Source organism: Pseudoalteromonas sp. KG3, from assembly GCF_030436385.1.
GTDB classification, from domain to species: Bacteria; Pseudomonadota; Gammaproteobacteria; order Enterobacterales; family Alteromonadaceae; genus Pseudoalteromonas; species Pseudoalteromonas prydzensis.
In genome coordinates this window covers 1,382,010-1,406,619 of sequence record NZ_CP098523.1, presented here as the reverse complement: position 1 = coordinate 1,406,619, position 24,610 = coordinate 1,382,010, and the positions used below count along the sequence as shown (strand labels likewise).

At 41.1% G+C, this 24,610-nt stretch carries 19 protein-coding genes; 17 read left to right on the top strand and 2 right to left on the bottom strand.

The annotated features are described in order from the left end of the window. Positions 1-100 precede the first annotated feature (100 nt). Positions 101-1,030, top strand: a complete 930-nt coding sequence (locus tag NDQ71_RS06770; RefSeq protein ID WP_192541561.1) for a hypothetical protein — start codon at positions 101-103, stop codon at positions 1,028-1,030. Here the strand turns inward: NDQ71_RS06770 and barA are convergent. After that, a complete protein-coding gene (gene barA / locus NDQ71_RS06765) occupies positions 1,027-3,792 on the bottom strand; it encodes a two-component sensor histidine kinase BarA (RefSeq protein WP_301562482.1) in 2,766 nt (921 codons plus the stop codon). The two genes, NDQ71_RS06770 and barA, sit on opposite strands and share 4 nt — an antisense overlap. Before the next feature lie 98 nt (positions 3,793-3,890). Between barA and rlmD the strand changes: the two genes are divergently transcribed. From rlmD to eno, 5 genes are all read left to right on the top strand, one after another. Then, a complete protein-coding gene (gene rlmD / locus NDQ71_RS06760; protein ID WP_192541559.1) occupies positions 3,891-5,216 on the top strand; it encodes a 23S rRNA (uracil(1939)-C(5))-methyltransferase RlmD in 1,326 nt (441 codons plus the stop codon). 8 nt (positions 5,217-5,224) lie between these two features. After that, positions 5,225-7,381, top strand: coding sequence for a GTP diphosphokinase (gene relA, locus NDQ71_RS06755; protein WP_064666461.1), 2,157 nt, complete (start codon positions 5,225-5,227; stop codon positions 7,379-7,381). A gap of 8 nt (positions 7,382-7,389) precedes the next feature. Then, positions 7,390-8,187: a nucleoside triphosphate pyrophosphohydrolase gene (mazG, locus tag NDQ71_RS06750; protein ID WP_192541558.1), complete on the top strand. Its 798-nt coding sequence runs from the start codon at positions 7,390-7,392 to the stop codon at positions 8,185-8,187. Between the two features lie 138 nt (positions 8,188-8,325). After that, positions 8,326-9,960, top strand: coding sequence for a CTP synthase (locus NDQ71_RS06745; RefSeq protein WP_064666463.1), 1,635 nt, complete (start codon positions 8,326-8,328; stop codon positions 9,958-9,960). Between the two features lie 111 nt (positions 9,961-10,071). After that, positions 10,072-11,370: a phosphopyruvate hydratase gene (gene eno / locus NDQ71_RS06740; protein ID WP_064666464.1), complete on the top strand. Its 1,299-nt coding sequence runs from the start codon at positions 10,072-10,074 to the stop codon at positions 11,368-11,370. Positions 11,371-11,466: 96 nt separating this feature from the next. On the opposite strand, the gene mutH is transcribed toward eno, so the two are convergent. Then, on the bottom strand, positions 11,467-12,138 hold the full coding sequence (gene mutH, locus NDQ71_RS06735) for a DNA mismatch repair endonuclease MutH (RefSeq protein ID WP_192541557.1): 672 nt from the start codon (positions 12,136-12,138) through the stop codon (positions 11,467-11,469). Between the two features lie 427 nt (positions 12,139-12,565). Here mutH and rppH point away from each other — a divergent pair, with 427 nt between their 5' ends. From rppH to NDQ71_RS06680, 11 genes are all read left to right on the top strand, one after another. Continuing rightward, complete coding sequence (gene rppH / locus NDQ71_RS06730) at positions 12,566-13,087, top strand: RNA pyrophosphohydrolase (RefSeq protein ID WP_064666466.1); 522 nt, start codon at positions 12,566-12,568, stop codon at positions 13,085-13,087. Positions 13,088-13,104: 17 nt separating this feature from the next. Next, positions 13,105-15,378 (top strand): phosphoenolpyruvate--protein phosphotransferase, encoded by a 2,274-nt coding sequence (ptsP, locus tag NDQ71_RS06725; RefSeq protein WP_192541556.1) that lies wholly within the window; start codon positions 13,105-13,107, stop codon positions 15,376-15,378. Between the two features lie 78 nt (positions 15,379-15,456). Next, on the top strand, positions 15,457-16,266 hold the full coding sequence (locus NDQ71_RS06720; protein WP_301562481.1) for a sulfite exporter TauE/SafE family protein: 810 nt from the start codon (positions 15,457-15,459) through the stop codon (positions 16,264-16,266). 12 nt (positions 16,267-16,278) lie between these two features. Continuing rightward, positions 16,279-17,082: a prolipoprotein diacylglyceryl transferase gene (gene lgt / locus NDQ71_RS06715; protein ID WP_192541554.1), complete on the top strand. Its 804-nt coding sequence runs from the start codon at positions 16,279-16,281 to the stop codon at positions 17,080-17,082. Positions 17,083-17,096: 14 nt separating this feature from the next. Beyond that, positions 17,097-17,948, top strand: a complete 852-nt coding sequence (locus tag NDQ71_RS06710; RefSeq protein WP_192541553.1) for a thymidylate synthase — start codon at positions 17,097-17,099, stop codon at positions 17,946-17,948. A gap of 35 nt (positions 17,949-17,983) precedes the next feature. Continuing rightward, complete coding sequence (gene galU, locus NDQ71_RS06705; protein ID WP_192541552.1) at positions 17,984-18,862, top strand: UTP--glucose-1-phosphate uridylyltransferase GalU; 879 nt, start codon at positions 17,984-17,986, stop codon at positions 18,860-18,862. 124 nt (positions 18,863-18,986) lie between these two features. Beyond that, positions 18,987-19,628 (top strand): SPOR domain-containing protein, encoded by a 642-nt coding sequence (locus tag NDQ71_RS06700; RefSeq protein ID WP_192541551.1) that lies wholly within the window; start codon positions 18,987-18,989, stop codon positions 19,626-19,628. Between the two features lie 121 nt (positions 19,629-19,749). Continuing rightward, positions 19,750-20,346: a DUF4402 domain-containing protein gene (locus NDQ71_RS06695; RefSeq protein ID WP_192541550.1), complete on the top strand. Its 597-nt coding sequence runs from the start codon at positions 19,750-19,752 to the stop codon at positions 20,344-20,346. A gap of 7 nt (positions 20,347-20,353) precedes the next feature. Then, positions 20,354-20,821, top strand: a complete 468-nt coding sequence (locus tag NDQ71_RS06690) for a DUF4402 domain-containing protein (RefSeq protein WP_192541549.1) — start codon at positions 20,354-20,356, stop codon at positions 20,819-20,821. Between the two features lie 8 nt (positions 20,822-20,829). Beyond that, positions 20,830-21,642, top strand: coding sequence for a molecular chaperone (locus tag NDQ71_RS06685; protein WP_192541548.1), 813 nt, complete (start codon positions 20,830-20,832; stop codon positions 21,640-21,642). 12 nt (positions 21,643-21,654) lie between these two features. Then, entirely contained in the window at positions 21,655-24,609 is a 2,955-nt protein-coding gene (locus tag NDQ71_RS06680) for a hypothetical protein (RefSeq protein WP_301562480.1), read from the top strand. Position 24,610: the final 1 nt, after the last annotated feature.

The following is a 24,610-nucleotide window of genomic DNA, read 5'->3' as shown; positions in this document are numbered from 1 at the left end:
TAGCAAGTCTGATAAAAAAAAGCCGTTTATTTAGGTGTTCATTTGTTTGTTAGTATGAGAGCTTATTATGGTCGTTTTGTAACGTGTCATTAAGGATATCATGATGGGTCTTATCAGCTTAAGCTGGGTGTTGGCTAGCAATGCATTTTTGGTCATGGGGGATATGCCATACACCCCAATAGATGAACTAAATTTAATGCCAACGGGAGTTTTAGGCAGCAAAATAAATAGCACAGAACATGCTTTTTTACTTCATGTAGGTGATCTGAAATCAGGGGCTGAGCCGTGTACAGATGAGCTGCTGACAAAAAACAAACAATTGTTAAGCTCGTTATCTTCCCAACCATTTATTTATACCCCAGGTGATAATGAATGGACTGATTGCGATCGAACGAATTTAACCCCCCGCTATGATGAATTAGCGCGCTTAGTATTTTTAAAAAGTCTGATGTACGATCGCACCTATTTTGAAAAAGCTAAGCAACTAGAAAAATTTAAGTACCAAGCAAGTATGATAGAAAATGCTCGTTGGCAATTCGCCGATGTTGAGTTTATGACGCTGCATATTGCTGGCACGCATAATGGTCGTAGGCAGATACTCAACAGTGATAAACAGCTTGCTTATCAACAAGCCGATGCAAGAGATGTAAATAATCTGCAGTGGTTGGCACAAGCAAACCCAACAGCGAAAGGGTATGTAATCGCCTTTCAAGCTGATATCTATACTCATCAAACGGATCAACCTGCATGTGACGCAGCGCTGCATCAAGAGTGTGATGGTTTTAAGATTTACCGAGATGCACTACGTGAGTTTGCCAGTACGGTGAAAAAACCCGTTTTAGTGATCCACGGTGACACAGGTCCATATTGCCAGCAGTCTTTATCGAGTTACTTAACACGATTAAATGTGCCTGGTGATTACATGGTTAGTGATATTGCTAAGGTCACATTGGCTCAACAAAATGCCACAGTAGCATGGCAGATCAGCAGCTTAAAAACAGGAGAAGCGCTTGCGCGACAGTGCCGTTAAGGCTCTGCTAAGCCTGCATCACTCATCAGGTTATTAAGTTCGTCTTGTAACTCAAATAACTCAGGTTCAATATAACTTAAATCACAATCACCTTTTAATGCGGTTTCCAATGCTTCTGCGAGCGCTTTTAACTTTGGCACACCGGTGTAGCAACAGGCACCATGAAACTTATGAATAATGCTTAATAGGTGTTCACAATCTTGCTTTTCGGTTGCTTCATCAAGTAGGCGTAAGGTTTCAGGTACGCTTAGCAATAACATATTGAGCATTTCTAGTGCCAGCTCGTTTTTACCACCGGCACGTTGCAGGGCTAAAGACCAATCTAGTGAGGTGCTAGTAAATGGTGGCTCAAGAGTGATTAAATCATGGCGACTTTTGTCACGTCTAATTGGTGCTTGAGGGCTGTGATCACTAATAATTTGTTTCAGCATGTCCTCATCAATTGGTTTGGTTAAATAACCTTTAAAACCATCTTTAATGAGCTGTTCTTTTTCACCCGCTAAGGCGTGAGCCGTAACGGCAATAATAGGTGTATCTTCGTTTAATGATGATTCACGGATCAATTTACAGGCGGTAATACCGTCCATAATTGGCATCTGAATATCCATAAAGATAATGTCGTATTTATGGCTTTTGCTCAAACTATAGGCCTGTGAGCCATTGTGAGCGGTATCAATGACTTCAATTTGCTCTTCTAGCAAAGTACAAATTAACTTTAAGTTGGCATCGTTATCATCAACGACTAATACTTTTAGTGGCAATAGTTTCTCGTCATTCTCTTCAATATTATGTACTGGATGATCGAGTCGATATGGTGCGGCCAACACTTCACAGAGTTTACGGTGGTTAAGTGGTTTACTTAAACACGCATCAGCGCCACAGCCTATATAGGCTTCGCGCATATTGTGCGATACCGAATTGAGCATTAAGTACAGGTAGTCGGTCGATTCACGGACTGCTTTGATATAGCTTTTTAATCGTTGCATTTCGTCAACAGCGGCCACGTGACCAATAATGCAAATATCGTAATTAAACTCTTTATTGAGTTCTTGTAAAAAGCTTTCTTGATCAAAGCATGCAGTAACTTGAGTTTGCCATTCGGTCAGCAACGAGAGTACGGCATGATGGGTATGCTCGTGCGGTTCTAGGTATAAAATACGTTTGTTTGCGAGCGATTTACTCGGTAAGTCGCTGGTATAAGTATGATTTGGTAATCTAAAAACACTATTAAAAGTAAAACAGGTGCCACTGCCTGGTGCCGAGTTTAAGGTAATGCGACCACCCATGTTTTCAACAATGTGTTTAGTGATTATAAGGCCTAACCCTGTGCCACCAAACTTACGGGTAATACTAGAGTCTGCTTGGCCAAATGGCGTGAACAAGGCATCTTGTTTATCCATTGGAATACCCACACCAGTGTCGGTCACTGACACCAAAATAGAAGTACGTTCTTCATCAAGTAAGCGATGGCCTACATCAATTTTAATCGCGCCTTTTTCGGTGAATTTAATTGCATTGCTGATCAGGTTGATCAGCACTTGTTTAAAGCGAGTAGGATCGCCTGTAATGTTATCAGGCACCTGCGCATTAATATAAATTGATAGCTCTAGCTGCTTCTCATGTGCACTAGGGGCAAGTAAAGTAAGTACTTCATTGATGGTATCGCGAAGTTGAAACTGGATCGATTCAAGCTCCATGGCGCCCGCTTCAAGCTTAGAGAAATCTAAAATATCACTGATGATAGTCATTAAACTATTTGCTGAGAGCTCAATAGTATCGAGGTAATCTTTTTGGTGTTTATTTAGCGGTGTTTTATGTAATTGTCGGGTAAAGCCGATAACCCCATTTAGCGGCGTGCGTAGTTCATGACTCATTTTTGCTAAAAAGTCAGACTTTACGCGGTTGGCATCTTGGGCATCGGTTTTAGCAATACTGAGCTGAATATTTTGCGTTTCGTACAGTTCCAATGATTCGCGTAAATCACTGGTCGCTTGATCAATGTGCTTTTGCATTTCATCTTTTTGCATCACCATAGTATCGGAAATGGTGTTAAGGCCTTGGCGTAATAGTTCGAACTCCCCCATCATTGGTGTTGTTAGGCCCGTTTCTCTTTTACCTTCTATTAGCTTGTCGGTAGCAAGTACTAACTTATTTAATGGGTTCATAAACATGTGGCTCAGCCTGATAGCTAGGATCGCGGCTAACATTAAGGCCAAAATGATCACAATACCACTGACTAATAATGCTTGCTGTTGACCAATAATAGCTTGATCTTTATTGAGCTGAATAACCACAGTGCCAAGTGAGGTTTGAAAAGCGGCGTTGTTCCACTGTGCATCTGGGGTTGAGTGGTTGATGATAGGGGTGAAAAAAGTAATCAGCTGACTGCTGTTGATCACTTTAGTATTTTTGCTTACTTGCAAGTGCTCAGTATGCATTAGATCATCAAAATCACGGTGGTAATTACTGGTTAATACCAGTTCGTTGTGCTCGTCAAAAATGGCGATGCTCTTAATTGCTGGTGAATGTTTATTGTGCGCGTGGCTGATCAAACGATTTAATAGCTGCTTATTTTTAGCTAATAACGGTTGTTCAATCGCGATCGAAAGTGGCTCAGAAATGGTTGTACCTTGCTGATATAAAATTTCATCAAGCTCAATGTAACGATTTATTGTAAAATAGCCGCCAAGGAGTAATCCGATAATCACAGTGGGAATGAGTGTTAGCGTTAAAACTGAGTCGCGCAAACCAAGTTTAGTCATAAGTGAACGTTGTTATCATTATTAGTTAGTTAAAGAGTATATACTTATAAGCTAGTAATCAATCACCCTCGTAGAATCAATATTTAAGGTGTTGCCCGATGGCGCAGTTTTTCCAAGCAAAAAAGAAAACCCTTTCAGGGCAGTCATTAACGTTAGCCATTACCGGTATGGATCATCAAGGTCGAGGCATAGCCAAACACAATAATAAAGTGTGCTTTGTCAGTGGTGCTCTAACCGGTGAAACGGTTAAAGCCAAATTAATCGAAGATAAAGCCCGTTATAGTGCTGCGAAAACAGTAAAAGTCGACCATCGGAGTGATGCCAGAGTAAAACCATTTTGCGAGTACTATCAACAATGTGGAGGTTGCCAGCTGCAACACTTGCGTCTTGATCAGCAACTAGTTGAAAAGCAATTAGCGGTGAGCCAGTTGTTTGCCAAGTTCGCCAAGCTTGATGCTATGAACTGGCAAGCCCCGTTATTGAGCGAATCAACACACTATCGCCGCAGTGCGCGTTTAGCTGTGATGTTTGATAAAACCGCAAAAAAAATGCGTGTAGGTTATCGTGCGCAAGGCTCTAAACAAATAGTAAGCGTGCAACACTGTGCGGTATTAAGTGACGCGTTTACGGATATTTTCACTGTATTTGATGAACTGTTAAATCAATACAATGAACTTCGTAGTGTCAGTCATATACAATTATGCCAGGCGGATGAACAAAACTTTGTGGTGATCCGCCATACTAAAACCATTAGTGATAAATTAAAAAATACCATTGCAGCACTAGGGTTAACTCACCAGTGGCAAATAATATGGCAGGGCGAAACGCAACACATTAATCACGACCATGTAGCGATGCCATTTTATCAATTACCTGAACTTGGTTTAAAGTTTGAATTTGGCTTGGAAAACTTTATTCAGGTAAATGCGCAGGTTAATCAGGCTATGTTATCTCAAGTAGTTGATTGGCTTAACTTAAATGGAGACGAGCAAGTACTAGATTTATTTTGTGGCATCGGTAACTTCTCGTTAGCGCTGGCAAACAATGCAAAAACTGTTGTTGGTGTCGAAGGAGTTGCTTCAGCGGTTGCAATGGCAGCGCAAAATGCGCAAACTAACCATATAGCCAATGCTCATTTTCATTGTTTTGATTTAACTCAAAACATGCAGCAAGCGCCATGGTTTAGTAAAGAGTTGGATATATTAGTACTCGATCCTTCACGTACTGGCGCACTCGCTATTTTAGAGCAACTGCCTCTTAAGCAATTTAAAACGATTTTATATGTATCTTGCGATCCTGTTACTTTAGCCCGTGACAGTGCAATTATTACGCAAGCTGGATTTTCACTGCAAAAAATTGGGCTAATGAATATGTTTCCACACACCGGACATATTGAAACAATGGCGTTATTTCAAAGGAGGTAGAGCGCATTATGGTAGCTACTCGGCAATCACACCAGCACGACAAACCGGGTGATTTCAGCACACGACTTGGTTTACTGAATTTAACGCAAGAAAAATGCGAGTTATTAACTAAAGCGAATACCCTTTGCGCTGAACTGCACAATCATCAGCAACAAAATATTGCCATGGAAATGGTCGAAATTTTGGTGGAAATGAATCTCGACGCAGATACCTTAGCAACAGCGTATATTACGCCATGCTTTTTAGCTGATCTGATTGATATTGAAAAAGTCACTGACGTGATGGGCAATCATGTAGGAACTCTATTAACCGGTGTTTCGCAAATGGCAACTATTAGCACCTTGGCTCATCAAGGTACTGGTACCGTTCAAGTGGATAATATCCGCCGTATGTTACTAGCCATGGTAGAGGATGTTCGTGCTGTTGTTATCAAACTTGCAGAGCAAGTATGCCATTTGCGTGATGTTAAAAACGCCAGTGAAGAAGAGCGCGTTATTGCCGCAAAAGAAACCGCCGATATTTTTGCGCCACTTGCTAACCGTTTAGGGATTGGCCAATTAAAATGGGAGTTGGAAGATTTAGCGTTTCGTTATCTGCACCCAGATGTTTATAAAAATATTGCTAAACAATTGGATGACAAACGACTCGGTCGTGAAGCCTATATGGTCGATATGGTTGAACAAGTTAAAAATAAACTTGCTCAAGCAGGCATCAAAGGTGAGGTCTATGGTCGGCCAAAACATATCTACAGCATCTATAAAAAAATGGCGCAAAAAAATTATGAATTTGATCAGCTGTTTGATATTCGCGCCATGCGTATTGTGGTCGATGAATTGCAAGATTGTTACGGTGCGCTGGGCATAGTACATACAAATTGGCGCCATCTTAATAAAGAATTCGATGATTATATTGCCACCCCTAAACAAAATGGCTATCAATCGATTCACACAGTGGTGTTTGGCCCAGAGGGCAAAACCGTTGAAATTCAAATTCGAACTCATGCCATGCACCAAGATGCAGAGCTTGGTGTGGCTGCGCACTGGATGTATAAAGAAGGTGCGCTGCCAGGGCGTGGTTCTGGCTATGAGCAAAAAATTAGCTGGTTGCGTAAATTACTGCAATGGCAAGAAGAAGTGGTTGATGGTAGCGATTTAGCGGATGAACTCAAAAACCAAGTTGTTGAAGACAGAGTTTATGTTTTCACCCCACGTGGCGATATCTTTGACTTGCCACTGGGCGCAACACCACTGGATTTTGCTTACTATATTCACTCAAATGTAGGGCACCGCTGTATTGGCGCCAAAGTATTTGGCAAAATAGTGCCATTTACTCATCAATTGCATACGGGGGATCAGGTTGAAATTTTAACCCAAAAACAACCGAATCCAAGTCGCGATTGGTTAAACCCATCGCTGGGCTACATTAAATCGTCCCGTGCTAGAGCGAAAATACATCATTGGTTCAAACAACTCGACCGTGATAAAAACCTCAGTGCCGGCAAAGAAATTCTTGATAACGAATTGCAGAAACTTGATCTGACCTACAAGCATTTAGAGCCGGCTATTTCGCGTTATAACTTTAAAGAGCTTGAAGACTTAATGGTCGCGATTGGTGCGGGCGATGTACGCTTAAATCAGCTGCTTAACTTTATAACGGATCGCTCTGATGACGAGCCGGTGATCCGCTTTAAAAATCCAACCAAAAACAGTGGCGATAAAAACGGTATCGTGGTTGATGGGGTAGGTAGTTTAATGAGTCACGTGGCTAAATGTTGCCGCCCAGTACCTGGTGAGCAGATCATCGGCTATATCACCCAAGGACGCGGTATTGCCGTGCACCGTGATGATTGTGATTCATTTACTAACCTTAAGTCACAGCACCCTGAACGGGTTGTGGCAGTTAGTTGGTCAGACGAAATTAACGGCTCGTATGCGTTAGCGATTAAAATCGAAGCCAGCGATAGAGCAGGGCTTATTCGCGATATCAGTTCCGTACTGGCAAATGAAAAAGTCAATGTGCTGAATATGAACATGGAAACTGTGGACGACCGACAATTAGCGCTATTTACGATGCAAGTTGAAGTGCATGATTTATCAAGCACGAATCGACTGTTATCGAAGCTGCATCAAATTGAAGGTGTACATGAAGCCAAGCGCAGCCATTAGAGGGTAATATGAGTCAGCAAAATGCATTATCTGAGTTATTGACTATTATGGCTAGGTTACGCGATCCTAAAACGGGTTGCCCTTGGGACGTAAAGCAAGACTTTAAATCCATAGTGCCGCATACTATTGAAGAAGCCTATGAAGTTGCCGACTGTATAGAACGAGGTGACTTTTCTGAATTAAAAACTGAGCTGGGTGATTTACTGTTTCAAGTGATTTTTTATGCGCAGCTTGGTAAAGAGCAAGGCTTGTTTGATTTTCATGATATTGTGCAAGGGCTCAATGATAAGTTGATAAGGCGTCATCCGCATATTTTTGCCCAGCAACAGAATTTAACCGATGAACAAATTGCTCAGCAATGGCAAGCTATAAAAGCACAAGAACGTATAGAAAAAGCCAATAATGCTCCGCCTTCACTGTGGCAAGATATACCCGCAAACTTACCGAGTTTAAGTAAGGCCAAAAAAATTCAGCAACGGGTTGCCGGGCTCGGTTTTGATTGGCCAAGTTATCATGGCGCACTAGATAAAGTGGCCGAAGAAGTGGATGAAGTAAAAGAAGCGCTCGCGGTTGATCCCTATTCAGCGCACAGCGCTGAAGAAGTAGGGGACTTGTTGTTTGCGACGGTGAATGTCGCACGCCATATTAAACGCGATCCAGAGCAACTATTACGTGCTGCAAATGATAAATTTTCAGTACGCTTTGAAAAAGTTCAAGCATATTTAACTGAGCGAGGACAGTCACTGGATACGGCAACGCTCGAGCAAATGGACGCCGCATGGGAAGCGATAAAAAAGCCTGTGTAAATAAGGATGGACTCTGAGTGCGTTTTTTGTGCAGAGAATTGCTAACTTTCACTGGATTGATGGCAGTGCCTTTGCTATAATTTCGCCCCGTCTTGATTCTATATTTTTCCTTTTAATTCCTGATATTCTAGGGTTCGCATGAGTACAAAATTTATCTTCGTTACCGGCGGGGTTGTTTCCTCGTTGGGTAAAGGTATTGCAGCAGCATCGTTGGCAGCTATTTTAGAGGCCCGCGGTTTAAATGTTACCATTTTAAAGCTGGATCCTTATATCAACGTTGACCCAGGCACAATGAGCCCAATTCAACATGGTGAAGTATTTGTCACCGAAGACGGTGCTGAAACTGACCTTGATTTAGGTCACTATGAACGTTTCATCCGTACCAAAATGACAAGCCGTAACAACTTCACACAAGGTCGTGTATATGAAGATGTGCTGCGTCGTGAACGTCGTGGTGAGTACCTTGGTGCAACAATTCAGGTAATTCCACATATTACCAACGATATTAAGCAACGTGTTTACGACGGTGCTGAAGGCCATGATGTGGCAATCGTTGAAATCGGTGGCACGGTTGGTGATATTGAGTCACAACCATTTTTAGAAGCAATTCGTCAGCTAGGCACAGAGATTGGCCGTGAGCGCGCATTGTTTATTCACTTAACGCTAGTGCCATTCTTAGGCCCAGCAGGTGAGGTGAAAACCAAACCAACTCAACATTCTGTAAAAGAATTACGCTCAATTGGTATTCAGCCAGATATTCTTATCTGTCGTTCAGATCGTAAATTACCAAACAACGAACGTGCGAAGATTGCACTTTTCACTAACGTTGAAGAAAAAGCGGTTATTTCATTACCAGATGTAGACAGCATTTATAAAATTCCTGCGTTATTAAAATCGCAAGAGCTAGATAACTTTGTATGTCGTCGCTTTCACCTTGACGCTCCAGAAGCCGATCTAGTTGAATGGGAACAAGTGTTATACCAAGAGTCAAACCCTACGGGTGAAGTGACCATTGGTATGGTTGGTAAATACATTGAATTACCAGATGCGTATAAATCTGTAAACGAAGCACTTAAACATGCAGGTCTTAAAAACCGTTTAACAGTTAATATTCAATATGTTGATTCGCAAGATGTAGAAAGCAAAGGCACTGAACTACTTGCTAACCTTGATGCTATTTTAGTACCTGGTGGCTTTGGTGGTCGTGGCGTTGAAGGTAAGATTTTAGCGGCTCAATATGCTCGCGAAAATAAAGTACCTTACCTTGGTATTTGTTTAGGCATGCAAGTTGCGCTAATTGAGTACGCACGTAATGTTGCCGGTTTGACTGATGCAAATTCAACAGAGTTCAATGCTAACTCAGCAAGCCCTGTTGTTGGTTTGATCACTGAGTGGTTAGATGCTGAAGGTAATATTGAAACACGTAATGAGAAATCTGATTTAGGTGGCACAATGCGTTTAGGCGCACAAAAATGTCATTTAACACCAGGTTCTAAAGTACGTGAAGTATATGGTAGTGACGAGATTGTTGAGCGTCATCGTCATCGTTACGAAGTAAACAATAATTTTGTTGAACAGCTTGAACAAGCTGGCTTGAGCTTCACTGGTTTATCGGAAGATAAAAAGCTAGTTGAGATCATCGAGAATAAAGATCACCCGTGGTTTATTGCGGCTCAATTCCACCCGGAATTCACCTCAACACCACGCGATGGTCATCCGTTGTTTGAAGGGTTTGTTGCCGCTGCGCATACTCATCAAAAAGCGTCATCGTAATGTGAATAAGCCGTGCTCTATGCACGGCTTATTTGTTTTTAAAACCGACGGCATTAAGGAAAATTAATAAAGTCGGAGTAGACTCACCATTTTGGGAAAAGAGGAATCAAGATGTCAAATATCGTAAAAGTGATCGGTCGCGAAATTATGGACTCGCGTGGTAACCCAACTGTAGAAGCTGATGTACATTTAGCTGACGGTTCTTGGGGTCGCGCTGCAGCACCTTCTGGTGCATCAACAGGAACTCGCGAAGCACTAGAATTACGTGATGGTGATAAAGCACGTTATTTAGGTAAAGGTGTATTAAAGGCTGTTGGTTTCATTAATAATGAAATTAACAGTGCATTAGAAGGTCAAAGTGCATTAGCGCAAAGCACGGTTGATCAAATCATGCTTGATTTAGATGGTACTGAAAATAAAGAAAAACTAGGTGCCAACGCAATCTTAGCTGTATCACTTGCAACAGCTAAAGCCGCTGCACAGTCTAAAAAAGTAGAGCTTTATGAGCACATTGCAGACCTAAACGGTACGCCAGGTGTTTATTCTATGCCATTACCAATGATGAATATCATCAATGGTGGTGAGCATGCTGATAACTCTGTAGATATTCAAGAGTTTATGATCCAGCCAGTTGGTGCTGCTAACTTCCGCGAAGGCCTACGTATGGGCGCAGAAGTATTCCACAGCCTTGCAAAAGTACTTAAAGCAGACGGTCATTCAACAGCCGTTGGTGATGAAGGTGGCTTTGCACCAAACCTTGCTTCAAACGAAGCGGCACTTGCAGCAATTAAAGTCGCTGTTGCTAATGCAGGCTACGAGCTTGGTAAAGACATTACACTTGCTATGGACTGTGCTGCCTCTGAGTTTTACGACAAAGAAGCAAATATCTACGACCTTAAAGGCGAAGGTAAAAAATTCACGTCTGAAGAGTTTAACTATTTCCTTAAAGATTTGACTGAGCAATACCCAATCGTATCGATTGAAGATGGTCTTGATGAGTCTGATTGGGATGGTTTTGCACACCAAACAAAATTACTTGGCGACAAGATCCAATTAGTGGGTGACGATTTATTCGTAACTAATACTAAGATCTTAAAGCGTGGTATCGACAACGGTATTGCTAACTCAATCTTAATTAAATTTAACCAAATTGGTTCACTAACTGAAACGTTAGCTGCAATCAAAATGGCGAAAGATGCAGGCTTTACAGTTGTTATATCGCATCGTTCAGGCGAAACCGAAGACGCAACCATCGCTGATTTAGCGGTAGGTACTGCTGCAGGTCAAATTAAAACAGGTTCATTGAGCCGCTCTGATCGTGTTGCTAAGTACAACCAATTGCTACGTATCGAAGAGCAATTAGGCGCTAAAGCACCGTACAATGGTCTTAAAGAAGTAAAAGGTCAGTAATTCTTTTCTAAGAATATGATTTAAGCTTTTAAAAATCCTCGCAACTGCGGGGATTTTTTTATGTAGGTATGAGTTTACCTCGGGCATATTTTGGCGCTAAAGCTGAAACTGTTGCTTTAAAATCTCTGCGGTAAAGCTGGTTTTTAAATAAAAGCCGCGGGGCAGGGTTTTAATAATTTGCCCATTAGGGCCAATGGCATCGGTGACAATGCGACTGTTGGCAGCTTTTGGGCGAATTTGCATTGCATCGCCTAAATGCCCGGAAATCTCATCAACACGCCCTAGTGCAATCAGTTCCATTTGCTCTTCCCAGTCTCGTTGCAATTGCGCGTCTTGCTCTGCGGAGGGGTGCCACAAAAAGCCACTGCCGATGGTGCGATCAAATGGCACAATGTCTCGCTCGCCAAGTATGGGTAGCCACAATACATGATTGAGTTTTTTGCGCACATTGCTGTGCTGCCATGTCATACCTGTTACATTTAATAATGGTGTAACCGACACGAAGGTAGTCTCTAGTGGTTTACCTTTATAGGAAATTGGTAAGGTTTTTAACTCTATGCCAAGTTCTTCAAAATCAGGAGTGGGTTTTGAGCCTGCTGTTGCACCCAGTGCATATTCAATCAATTGGCCTGTCCAGCCTTTTTCCTTTAATAAATGCACCGGTGTTTTAAACTGATATTGACTCGCTAATTGACCTAATGTCAGTCCTGCAATGTTGCTAACTCGTTGCATTAATTCATTGATTGAATGTGGTTTTATCGGCTTCATCGCAGGTTATTTAGTTGTATAAATTCATTACTGATGATAGCAAAAGAGTTTAACCGTGGATATCTTTGTGTTTGGGTGTTTTTTGTTCAAAGGTTGTTTGCTGTGTTTTTAGACAAACTGAAACTTGCTGACTTTAAGCTTAATACATTGAATTTAATGGTTTTTAACTGTTTCATTAGCAATGGCAGCCAACGTGGTTGATAACTTGTTGGGATAAATACACAACTATAAACAATGTTATCCACAGAAACTGTGGAAAAGGCGAGTTATTAGATCTGCCATTGTGGATTTGTTTGCAAAATGAGCTGTATAAACTAAAGTTATGCACAAGCTGTGAGTAAGATGCGTAAAACTGGCATTATTGATTGCCGTATCGCAGCTAATGTGGAACAATCATTAAAAATCGACTTACAAATGAGGCACTAAGGTGATTGATGCCGAAGGTTTTCGTGCCAATGTCGGAATTGTAATTTGCAATAATCAGGGGCAGGTTTTTTGGGCCAGACGTTATGGTCAGCACTCTTGGCAGTTTCCTCAAGGGGGAGTTGATAGTGGTGAAACCGCAGAGCAGACCATGTTTCGTGAATTGCACGAAGAGGTCGGCTTGCGTCCTGAAGATGTAGAAATTGTTGCAAGTTCAAAACATTGGTTACGTTATAAGTTGCCCAAGCGTTTGATCCGCCGAGATTCAAGTCCGGTGTGTATTGGGCAAAAGCAAAAATGGTTTTTACTGAAACTGCGTTGTAAAGATGAAGACGTTAACTTACTAAAAACACATCATCCTGAGTTTGATGATTGGCGCTGGGTAAGTTATTGGTATCCGGTAAGGCAAGTTGTATCGTTTAAGCGAGATGTCTATCGTCGTGTTATGAAAGAATTTGCGCCTTTTGCGATGCCTTTTAATAAACGAGAACAACCTAAAGATAATTGGCGACACAAAGGTAAATAATATAAAGGAGCAGTATTATGCTGGCTACACTCAGAGCTATTGCCGAGTCCGTTTCGCAACAAGCGAGTTTGGATAGTGCGCTAGCATGTTTTGTTGAAATGGTGAAAGATGCCATGAAAACTGAGTGCTGCTCCATTTACTTTGCTGATTACAGCCAAGATAATTTCGTTCTAATGGCCACCAGAGGGCTAAACCCTGCTGCGGTTGGTAAATTTAGAATCGGTTTTACCGAAGGCCTTGTTGGCTTAGTTGCGCAACGAGAAGAGCCAATAAATATCGCCTTTGCCAAATCTCATCCGCGCTTTAAACTCTCTCCTGAAGTAAATGAAGAAGGCTATAACGCATTTTTGTCTGTGCCTGTGGTACATCAAAAAAAAGTACTGGGCGTTATTGTTGTACAACAAAAAATGGCCCGAGTATTTAGCCAAGACGAAGAGTCATTCTTAATTACGTTATCTGCGCAACTTGCCTCACAATTAGCGCATGCTGAAATCAAAGAAGTCCTACGCCAAGATGAATTTTCCCATCAAACCTCGGTGCTTAAAGGGGTTTCAAGTGCGCCAGGGATTGCGATAGGGCAGGCATTTGTTATTCTGCCAAAGCTTGATTTTAAGTCTATCGAATTAAAAAAAGACGAAAACAACGCAGAGCAACGGCGCTTATTTACGCAAGCTGTTGCAGCTACTCGCAAAGAATTTAATACCTTGTCGATGACGCTCAGTGATTCAATCCCTAAAGAGGCGTTAGCTGTTTTTGATGTCTATCAGCAACTACTCGATGCTAAAAGCTTAGGGCAAAATGTTGAAGCACAGCTACAGGAAGGTTGGTGTGCAAAAAGTGCCTTGAAAATAGTGATAGAGCGACTGATATCGCAATTCAATGCTATGCAAGACCCATACATCAAAGAGCGCGCTGTTGATGTGAAAGACATTGGTCTACGCGTGTTGCATCATTTGGTTAACACTGAGCATGCTGTAAAAAGTTACCCCAAAGATACCGTCCTTATCGCAAACACCTTAACGCCAGCCATGCTTGCAGAAGTACCCAAAGGGCATTTGGTCGGGGTGGTGAGTGTCAATGGCGCAGCTAATAGCCATGCGTCAATTTTAACCCGTGCCATGGGGATCCCGGCAATTTGGGGCATCGAAGATTTACCACTGTTGCAGTTTGATGGTAAAGAAATGATATTAGATGCCTATGCTGGGCGGCTGTATATTTCGCCTTCGCAAATGCTACAAACTGAATATTTGCAACTACAACATCAAGAAAGTCTACTCAATGATAAGTTTATAGCTGAACAAGAGTGTGATGCCATAACATTAGATGGCGAGCATATTAGTCTATTGCTCAATGCGGGTTTAGATCTCAATACCGAAAAAGTGAATACCAAGGTCTGCGATGGTGTCGGCTTATACCGCACTGAAGCGTGGTTTATGCAAAAAGGCCAGTTTCCCTCACAGATAGAGCAAGAAAATTGGTATCGCGAAGTATTATCATGCTATCACCCAGAGCCTGTAGTGATGCGTACTCTCGATATTGGTGGCGATAAAGTACTCGACTACTTTGATATAACAGAAGAAAACCCCTTCTTAGGCTGGCGTGGTATTCGTGTTACTTTAGATCACCCCGAGTTATTTTTAGATCAACTTAAAGCCATGGTTAAGGCTAATATCGGCTTAGGTAACTTAAAAATAATGTTACCAATGATCAGCGGCACAGAAGAAGTTGATGAATCCTTAGCGTTATTAGAGCAAGCTTATTTTGAGCTGGCAGAGCAATACCCAGAGCACACGATCGAACGCCCTGAGATTGGCGTTATGTTAGAAGTACCATCCAGTGTATTTATGCTGCCAGAATGGGCTAAAAAAGTAGATTTTTGCTCTGTAGGGAGTAACGATTTAACGCAATATTTACTCGCTGTTGATCGCTCTAACGCCCGTGTTGCTGATTTATTTAATCCTTATCACCCAGCAGTATTAAGAGTACTGCAAAAAGTTGCAAAAGAGTGCCAGCAATATGAAATGTCTTTTAGTTTGTGTGGCGAACTAGGCGGTGATCCAGAAGGTGCCATACTATTGATTGCTATGGGTTATCGACGTTTAAGTATGAACTATTCATCATTAAGTAAAGTAAAATGGGTGTTAAGGCGTTTAAAAGCCAGCGATATGGAAACACTACTGGCAGAATGTTTAGCTCAATCTACTGCAAAACAAGTACTTAGGCTTACCCGTAACTTTATGATTGAACATCAATTGGGGGAATTATTTTATACCCCAAATCAGGCTTCTTAGTTATAAAAACGAGTGCTGTAAAGATCCGATATAATCGATTAGTATATGCATATAACATTTAAAATATAAGAGTTTGCTATGCATGATTTAGTCATACTGATCCTCAGCTGCGCGTTATTAGGTTGTGTGGTTGGATTTTTAGCTGGGTTGTTAGGCATAGGTGGTGGCTTGATTATTGTGCCCGTGCTCAGTGCGTTATTAGTGAGTTTTGATGTTGTGGCGGTTGATCATGTATTAATTATCGCTATCGCCACCTCACTTGCCTCTATTTTATTTACTTCTGCGTCATCTGCATTAGCTCATCATAAAAACAATAATGTACCATGGGAAATTGCGCCTTGGGTTATGTCTGGTGTGGGACTTGGCGCCTTGATCAGCGGCTTTGCAGCCAGTTTAATTCCGGAACAATTATTACGTATCGTATTTGCTGTAAGTGTAGTGTTTATTGCAGCCCGCATGGTGCTGTCAGCTCGTGATAAACCGGTTGCAACTAAACCTATGCCGAGTGGTCCTATTATTGGCGCCGTTAGCGCGATAATGGGCGGTCTCTCCGGTCTAATTGGCATCGGTGGTGGCGCACTGATTGTACCGTTGCTGCATTATTTTTCAGTGGATATTAAAAAAGCGATTGGTTGTGCAGCGGCATGTGGCATTGTAATAGCGCTATTTGGCTCTGTGGGATATATCAGCGCAGGCTGGCAAGTTACCGATTTACAACATGGCTTTGCAGGTTTTGTGTATTTACCGGCATTATTAGGTATAGTAATAACTTCGTGGTTTATGGCGCCAATTGGGGCTAAAGCAACGCATTATTTACCCGTTTCAACGATAAAAAAAGTGTTCGCGGTGTTACTCGTAATTATCGCACTTCAAATGGTTTTTAGTTAAGGTTTAATTTATATGGCTCTTGAATTTCCAGAGATCGATCCGATCATATTTACGGTCGGTCCTCTAAGCGTACGTTGGTACGGTTTAATGTATTTAATTGGTTTTGCCTTTGCGATGTGGTGGGCAAATAGACAAGCAGCTAAACCAAACTCTAGTTGGACAAAAGAACAAGTCAGTGATTTACTTTTTTACGGCATGCTTGGGGTCATTCTGGGTGGGCGTATTGGTTACGTATTGTTTTACCAATTTAGTTATTTTATAGAAAATCCACTCTATCTATTTAGGATTGACCAAGGTGGCATGTCATTCCATGGTGGTACATTGGGTGTGATCACCGCGATTTGTATATTTGCTTGGACACGTAAAAAACAGTTACTTGAAGTAGGGGATTTTGTTGCACCGTTAGTACCAGTTGGTCTGTTAGCAGGGCGTATTGGTAACTTTATTAATGGCGAGTTATGGGGGCGAACTACCGATGTGCCTTGGGGTATGGTGTTTCCTACTGGCGGGCCGCTTGCACGTCACCCATCACAATTGTACGAAGCGTTTTTAGAAGGCCTAGTCCTGTTTATTATTTTATATGTATTTACTAAAAAGCCGCGTCCGGCTGGTAGTGTCGGTGGATTATTTTTACTCGGCTACGGTGTATTTAGATTCTGTGTTGAATACGTACGTGAACCTGATGCGCATTTAGGCTTATTTGGCGGTTTTATTTCGATGGGTCAAATATTGTCATTGCCGATGGTCATTGCAGGCCTTGGTTTGATAATATGGGCTTACAAAAAACCACAGCCAACTGTTGCAAGTAAAGCATAAAAAAGAAGCGAATAATGAAACAATATTTAGAATTATGTCAGCGCATTGTTGATGAAGGTATTTGGGTTGAGAATAAACGCACAGGAACGCGTTGTTTAACAGTCATTAATGCGGAGCTTGAATACGACGTTGCGAACAATAAGTTCCCAATGATCACCACCCGAAAAAGTTATTACAAAGCTGCAATCGCAGAGCTGTTAGGTTACCTTCGTGGTTACAGTAGCGCAGCGCAATTTCGCGACATTGGCTGCATGACTTGGGATGCTAACGCCAATGAAAACCAAGCCTGGCTAAATAATCCAAACCGTAAGGGTGAGGATGATATGGGCCGTGTTTACGGTGTACAAGCTCGAGATTGGCAGCGCCCAGATGGCACGCCTTTAGATCAGCTAAAAAAGGTGATTGATAACCTTAAAAATGGCGTGGATGATCGCGGTGAGATTATCACCTTTTACAATCCCGGTGAATTTGATTTAGGTTGTTTACGTCCATGTATGCATACGCATACTTTTTCGTTACTTGGCGATACACTTTATCTAACTTCTTATCAGCGTAGTTGTGATGTACCGCTTGGCCTGAATTTCAATCAAATTCAGTGTTTTGTATTACTCGCGTTAGTTGCGCAGATCACCGGACACAAAGCGGGCAAGGCTTACCATAAAATTGTTAATGCACATATTTATGAGAACCAACTGGAATTAATGCGCGATGTGCAGTTACAACGTGAGCCATTTGCATCACCAACGCTTACGATTAATCCAAAAATTAAATCACTCGAAGACATTGAAACTTGGGTCACCCGCGATGACTTTGAGGTGCATGGCTATCAATGTCACGATGCAATTAAATATCCATTTTCGGTATAATCATTAAATATAGTCACTATTTAAGGAAAAATATTATGAAAGCAGTGATCCCAGTTGCAGGTCTTGGTACTCGCATGTTGCCAGCAACTAAAGCTATTCCAAAAGAAATGTTACCGGTTGTAGACAAGCCATTGATTCAATATGTAGTTAATGAAGCTGTTGCGGCAGGCATTAAAGAAATCGTTTTAGTAACCCACTCAAGTAAAAACTCAATTGAAAACCATTTTGATACCAGTTTTGAACTTGAAGCAACGCTCGAAAAACGGGTAAAACGACAATTACTCGCTGAAGTACAAGCTATATGTCCAAAAGATGTAACTATCATCCATGTTCGTCAAGGTGAAGCGAAAGGCTTAGGGCATGCGATTAACTGCGCTGCGCCTATTATCGGCAATGAACCGTTTGTGGTCATTTTACCTGATGTGATAATTGATGACGTAGAAAGCAACCTTAAAAAAGATAACCTCGCTGAAATGATCGCGCATTTTAATGAAACCGCGCACAGCCAAATTATGGTTGAGCCAGTACCAATGCAAGATGTTGATAAGTTTGGTGTTGTTGACTTAGGCGATGCAACGCTTGAGCAAGGACAAAGTGCGCCAATCAAAAACATGGTTGAAAAGCCACCGGTACACTCAGCACCATCAAATTTAGCGGTCGTAGGGCGCTACGTTTTAAGTAAGAATATTTGGCCATTACTTGCGAAAACCCCTGCTGGGGCGGGTGATGAAATTCAACTTACCGACGCTATTGCCATGCTAATGGACAAAGAAGCGGTTGATGCATACTCCATTAAAGGGCGTAGCCACGACTGTGGCAGCAAATTGGGCTATTTAAAAGCAACTATTGAATTTGCACTGCGTCGTGATGAATTTAAAGATGAGCTTAGTGACTTTATTAAAACCTTAGTTTAAGTTGATTTAGCTAATCCAATTTAAGAAAAGTGCCAGCATGGCACTTTTTTTATGGCCTAAAATACTGAAACTGGCACTTACTTTGCTTACAATACAGCATTCCTATTTCATGATGCGCTAACAGATGATGTGTTTAAAAAAGCAAGCTTGGTTTACAACTGCATTGATCACTATAACTATTTTATTAAACGGGTGTAGTAGTAATATCAACAAGCCTGAAAAGCAACCAGCATTAATATCAGATCAACAAGTAAAAGAGTATGTACAGCAGTGGCACTCCCAACAAGACAGCATAAATCGCTTAGCTGCTATGGAAGCTGACCTACAACTGTTAATAATGGCACTTTCAGCAGATACTAACATAGCTGAAAACCCAGCAGCCCTTCGTCCAAATGATGTTGCCGTTGTGCATAGTCGCGATGATATTAATTTGCCACCGTTGAGTGAAACATCAACTGAGCAAAGCCAAGTTCCTAACAACATTAACCAGTCCTACTTAAATGACTCTCTACCTGGTGCACAACTTGGCCTGTATTTAAAACCGCAGTTGGTCAGAACTAAAATAGCCAGACTACATCGCCAATACCCTAACGCATTTAGCCAATTAAGTTTTGTAATGACTGAGCGTCAAAATAAAGGCGTTACCTTGTATGGACTGCGTGTTGGACCATTTCAAAACTATAATGAAGCCAATGTTTTTTGTTCATTAGCACAAAATTTAGGCCAAAAATGCCTGAGTGCCCCATTTGTTGGTCAGCCTTTGTAATTAAATAAGCTATTTATCTGATTTTTTCAGTAATTAAGCTTAAAGTAATTGTTCTGAGTGTCGATAATATCTAAGATAGGGGCAACATAGGGTAATGTCCCATCTCTTATAAGGATTTAACATGAAATTATTTTCAACTTTGCTTGCTATATCGGTTTCAGTAAGCTCATTCGCTACTTACGCTAAAATTGAAAGTTTTGATGCGAAAGTTAAAGTACAAAATACAGTTGTATTGACAAAAGGACCTGACGATTTAGATTTTGGTACTATCCGTGCGGTTGCCGATCCAACTGGTAATAATCAAGCTACATTAACTATCAACCCTGAACCTACAGCAAATCCTATTTCATCTAGATTAGATAATGCACCAGCCATAATTTCAATTATTGCACAAGGCAAACCTACATCTTTCACAGTGTCAGAAGTAGTCCCAAATGCTCGTTTAACTATTTCTGATCCAACAGCGACAGTTTTAGATTCTGATGGGCAAGGCTTAAATGAACCAAACTTTACAGTTAGTGGTTGGACATACTTTATTACGACTGGCCCAAATGCTAATACTTACTATACAACCGGCTCTCCAAACTTAACAGCGGATAGTGATGGGAATGTATCGTTTAATATTGGTGCAACTCTTTCTACAGCATCAATAACTTCTAGCGAAGCGTACCGAGATACTGAGTACACAGGCACTTTTCAATTAGAAGTTGCTTATTAATTTAATCATGCGTTTTTTCTTGTTATTTGCGATGCTCTCACTACTGTATTCACAGTCAACAAGAGCTGCGAGTATAGAGCAACAAGCGCTTGATTTTGGCACCTTAGTTATTCTTAAAAGTGATCAAAAAGGTTCTGTAATTATCAAGGATGATGGTTCGATTAGCACCTCTGGCGAAATTTATATCCTTAAAGAAGGTCGCCCAGCTGAGCTGATACTCACTGACATCCCCCCTGGCACTCGAGTCTCTATGAATTTAGTGGCTCCTGCAACTATGCAACACAATACTAAAGGAAGTAGTAGTGCCGACTTTAGAGTGACCTTAAATGGCTTTCCTAAAGACGCAAAAAGCGATGAGTTTAGCGAAGTGCATGTATTTATTGGTGGTAAATTAGAAATAAATACAAGCGGCAAACAATATGTTGACGGCGACTATTCAACAACCACAAACTTAGAAATTTCAGTGGATTATTAAGGATTTAAATGTTTAATAAATTAACCGTGATACTGCTTTTAAGCTTTTGTTTTTTTAGCCAGGCGGTAATGGCGAATTTACTTATTTCTCCTACTCGTATTAGTTTTGACGAGCGTCAACGTACTGCAAAGGTCACAGTGATCAACACCAGTGACGAGTACAAAACTTACCGAGTGCAGTGGAGCGAAAAGCAATCCACATCAACCGGAGGGTATGTAACCTTACTTGAGCCGACGGCGACAAGTTTAAGCCCGATGACGCGCTTATCACCAAAGCAAATGCGTTTGGCGCCTGGTGAAAAGCAAACCGTTAAAATTGCAATTCGAAAACCAAAACAGTTAGCAGATGGTGAATATCGTTCGCATTTATTATTTCAGACGTTGCCAAATGAAAACCCAAATAGTACGAGTTCAATAAAAATTAATATGATCATGAGCTACAGCATTCCAGTGGTGTTACGCCAGAACGCTAAAATCCCAACAGTTGAAATTGAGCAAGTACAGGTGGTTCAAAATCCGATAAATCAACGTCCAGAACTTAAATTGAAACTTATCCGAGACAGTGACTTTAGTAGCTACGGTAAATTAAGTGCTTATTATCAATCGAATACCAATGATAAGCTTGAAAAAATAGCCGAGATTGGCAATTTAAGTATTTACCCAGAAGTAAATAATGCAGACGTGACTTTAAGTTTGTTTAGTGACAAAACATTGGATAAACCAGGTAATATTATTTTTAAATACATAGGCAGCGAAGAATACACAGATGTAAACTTTGCAGAGCTTAATCTAGCTGTTAGTGCAAAAATGCTAAAATTTTAAACTTTGCTGAGCATGAATAGCACTACAAAGTATTTGTTACTATGGCTAAGTTTATGCCTTAGTAACAATGCATTCGCGACTAATAACGTAACTGTGAATGATGCATTAAAAACACTTCGCAAGATTGAAGCTCAATTAACCGACTTACCAACAGCTTCTCAGCCTAACGTTAACAGCCCTGTTGCGTCAAACCAACCGCGGATCGCAAGCGGTGAGTTTTTATTATTTTCGTTGTCTTTAAATGATTACTACTTAGGCGAGGTGTTCGCTTTAAAAAGTGATCAGGGTATTCAACTTGGCCTTAGTAGCCTAGCTGATATATTGCAATTTGGAATAGAAGTTGATCTTGTAACTCGCTCTGCTCAAGGCTGGTATCGAGATCAACAGCCTTTCATTTTAGATGCCAGCACCCTGCCTGCAACACTGATAACTGACGCAGGTATGCTTGAACTAACGGCTGCTGATATTAGCATTGATGATGACATGTATATTGAAATGGCGCAGTTAAAAGAGGTTTTTGAGCTGCAATTTACAGTCGATTATGGTGATTTAGAAATAGAGTTAAGTTCGACCATCTTATTACCAATTGAACAACAGCGAGAACGCCATGCTAGAAGGCTTAACCCCTCGAATCGTAATGCCAAGCCCACCTTGCCTTGGAAAGCCAGCCCGTATCAAGCGCTTTCATCACCTGTTGCTGATTTACAATTAAACTACAGTGCTGATAAAAATCAAAATAGAACAAGTTACTCATTATTAGGTGCACAAGACTTTGCTTATTTATCTGCCGAATACTTTTTATCTGGTCGCGAGGGCGATTTACTCAGCGATTCGCGTTTAACATTTACTAAGCAAGACCCGCAAAGCTCATTACTTGGAGTGTTAGCAGCCAGTGAAGTTGAGTTTGGTGATGTAACGGCCACACAAGTTGGCAGCCGTTACAACAGTCAGTATGGTCGTGGTATTAAGTTTTCAAACCGCGGACTGACTCAACAATTTGATAGTAACCGTATTAATTTAAGTGGTCCGATTCAGTTAGGCTGGGACGTTGAGCTTTATCGTAACGGCGTATTGATTGCGCAGCAATTAAGCTTATCAGATGGTCGTTATATTTTTGATAATGTTGATTTGTTTTATGGTGAGAATAACTTCGAGCTTATTTTTTATGGTCCTCAAGGGCAGGTCGAGCGAAAAAGCGAATATTATTTTATTGATAGTAACCAATTAGCACAAGGTGAAGGATTTTATGAACTATCAGTCTCTGAGCAGGGTAAAAAATTGCTTGGCAATACTGCCTTCAATAATGACAGCACGGGCTGGCAAATAGCAGGGCGCTACGAGCAAGGTATTACAGACGACTTCTCGATATATACCGCTGCATTGGCACAAAAAAGAACACATGACGACCTACAACACATGTCACTGGGGACTAACCTTAGCTTATTTAGCGCTCTGCTATTAAACTTAGACTACCAGAAAAATAATCAACATGAACAAGAGCTTGAACTTACAGCACGCACGCAATTTGCTGATCAATCTTTACTTTTTAGCGCAACGAATCGAACCGATGAATTAAAACAAAAATACGACAGCTATCAGTTTGATATGGCTGGCGAGTTGATGCAAAACAGTTACGGGCGGCTAAACTACCAAAACAATTTATTGTATCAAACATCAGATAACCGAGGCATCTATAAGCAAGCACAGAACCGTTTGAATTATGCGATTGCAGGCCTAGCTTTGAGCAACCAATTACAATGGCAACAAAGTAATAATGTTGAATCAGTGTATGGCTCAACACGTTTGCAAGGGCGTTTGGGTCGTATTTATAGTCGTTTTAGTGTTGATTACACATTATCTCCTATCAATGAAGTCACCAGCTACGAGGCTGAGTTTAACCGTAGTATTACCAGTCAACTGCAAGCAGAAGTCACCTTACGTGATTCTCGTATTAATGATATTCAATCGGCTGATTTAGGCTTAAGTTGGCAAAGCAATAAGTTTAGTCTCACTAGTAATCTAAACTACGACAGTGAAGATAACTGGCAGCTTGGCGTATATAGCCGATTCAGCCTTGGTTATGACACACAAAACAATCACTATTTTGTGTCTAAGCAAAGCTTAACAACGACAGGTACATTAATGTTACGGGTATTTTTAGATCAAAATAACAACGGCATTATGGATCCTGACGAGCAAGGTGTTGCTGGTATAAAAGTAAAAGGGCTGCAAAATTATCGCCAAGCAATAACCGATGAAAATGGCATTGCATTGTTAACCTCAATGCCAGCTAATCGCACCACAGATATTGTGCTCGATAGAGACAGCTTCCCCGATCCGTTTTTTGTGCCTGCCAATGAGGGCTTTTCAATCACGCCAAGAGCAGGATTTATTGAATACATGGATTACCCGCTAAATAACGCCAGCGAAATTGAAGGGGTGGTGTATCAGCAGCAAGGCGATCACACTTATGTGCAGCCTTATGCAAAAATAACCTTGTTAGATCAAAACGATAAAGAAGTTGCCAACACCCAAGCGGCTTATGATGGCTATTATTTGTTTACCGACCTACGGCCAGGGCAGTATCGGGCTGTGGTTGATGAACAGTTCAAAGATCGTAAAGCACTAAAAAATACTCAACAGGTTAAAGTTAATTTATCTCCTAAAGGGGATGTATTACTTGGTGTCGATTTTACCCTCAAGTCTCTTGAGCAAGTATCAGGTACTATTGTTAATGCAGGCAGTTTCTCATCATTAATGATGCTAAAAACCTACTTAAGATTGATTAGCCCGCGCTTAACCTTAAATCAGCAAGAAGTATTCTATATTCACGATCAACAGCAAAATAAGTATATACTCGCTTTAGGGTATGCAGAGCATGCTCAGCCTGAGTTCGCTGGCATTTGTCAGTCACTCATAACACAAGGCTTGAAGTGTGAGCTTGAACAACGAACAATACTTCATTAAA

What these genes read in the sequence shown, in the direction of transcription:
- eno (WP_064666464.1), top strand. Translation starts at nt 10,072, where the DNA reads ATGTCAAATATCGTAAAAGTGATCGGTCGCGAAATTATGGACTCGCGT.
- galU (WP_192541552.1), top strand. Translation starts at nt 17,984, where the DNA reads ATGAAAGCAGTGATCCCAGTTGCAGGTCTTGGTACTCGCATGTTGCCA.
- NDQ71_RS06710 (WP_192541553.1), top strand. Translation starts at nt 17,097, where the DNA reads ATGAAACAATATTTAGAATTATGTCAGCGCATTGTTGATGAAGGTATT.
- NDQ71_RS06770 (WP_192541561.1), top strand. Translation starts at nt 101, where the DNA reads ATGATGGGTCTTATCAGCTTAAGCTGGGTGTTGGCTAGCAATGCATTT.
- NDQ71_RS06745 (WP_064666463.1), top strand. Translation starts at nt 8,326, where the DNA reads ATGAGTACAAAATTTATCTTCGTTACCGGCGGGGTTGTTTCCTCGTTG.
- ptsP (WP_192541556.1), top strand. Translation starts at nt 13,105, where the DNA reads ATGCTGGCTACACTCAGAGCTATTGCCGAGTCCGTTTCGCAACAAGCG.
- NDQ71_RS06720 (WP_301562481.1), top strand. Translation starts at nt 15,457, where the DNA reads ATGCATGATTTAGTCATACTGATCCTCAGCTGCGCGTTATTAGGTTGT.
- rlmD (WP_192541559.1), top strand. Translation starts at nt 3,891, where the DNA reads ATGGCGCAGTTTTTCCAAGCAAAAAAGAAAACCCTTTCAGGGCAGTCA.
- NDQ71_RS06695 (WP_192541550.1), top strand. Translation starts at nt 19,750, where the DNA reads ATGAAATTATTTTCAACTTTGCTTGCTATATCGGTTTCAGTAAGCTCA.
- NDQ71_RS06685 (WP_192541548.1), top strand. Translation starts at nt 20,830, where the DNA reads ATGTTTAATAAATTAACCGTGATACTGCTTTTAAGCTTTTGTTTTTTT.
- NDQ71_RS06680 (WP_301562480.1), top strand. Translation starts at nt 21,655, where the DNA reads ATGAATAGCACTACAAAGTATTTGTTACTATGGCTAAGTTTATGCCTT.
- NDQ71_RS06690 (WP_192541549.1), top strand. Translation starts at nt 20,354, where the DNA reads ATGCGTTTTTTCTTGTTATTTGCGATGCTCTCACTACTGTATTCACAG.
- NDQ71_RS06700 (WP_192541551.1), top strand. Translation starts at nt 18,987, where the DNA reads ATGATGTGTTTAAAAAAGCAAGCTTGGTTTACAACTGCATTGATCACT.
- mazG (WP_192541558.1), top strand. Translation starts at nt 7,390, where the DNA reads ATGAGTCAGCAAAATGCATTATCTGAGTTATTGACTATTATGGCTAGG.
- relA (WP_064666461.1), top strand. Translation starts at nt 5,225, where the DNA reads ATGGTAGCTACTCGGCAATCACACCAGCACGACAAACCGGGTGATTTC.
- mutH (WP_192541557.1), bottom strand. Translation starts at nt 12,138, where the DNA reads ATGAAGCCGATAAAACCACATTCAATCAATGAATTAATGCAACGAGTT.
- barA (WP_301562482.1), bottom strand. Translation starts at nt 3,792, where the DNA reads ATGACTAAACTTGGTTTGCGCGACTCAGTTTTAACGCTAACACTCATT.
- lgt (WP_192541554.1), top strand. Translation starts at nt 16,279, where the DNA reads ATGGCTCTTGAATTTCCAGAGATCGATCCGATCATATTTACGGTCGGT.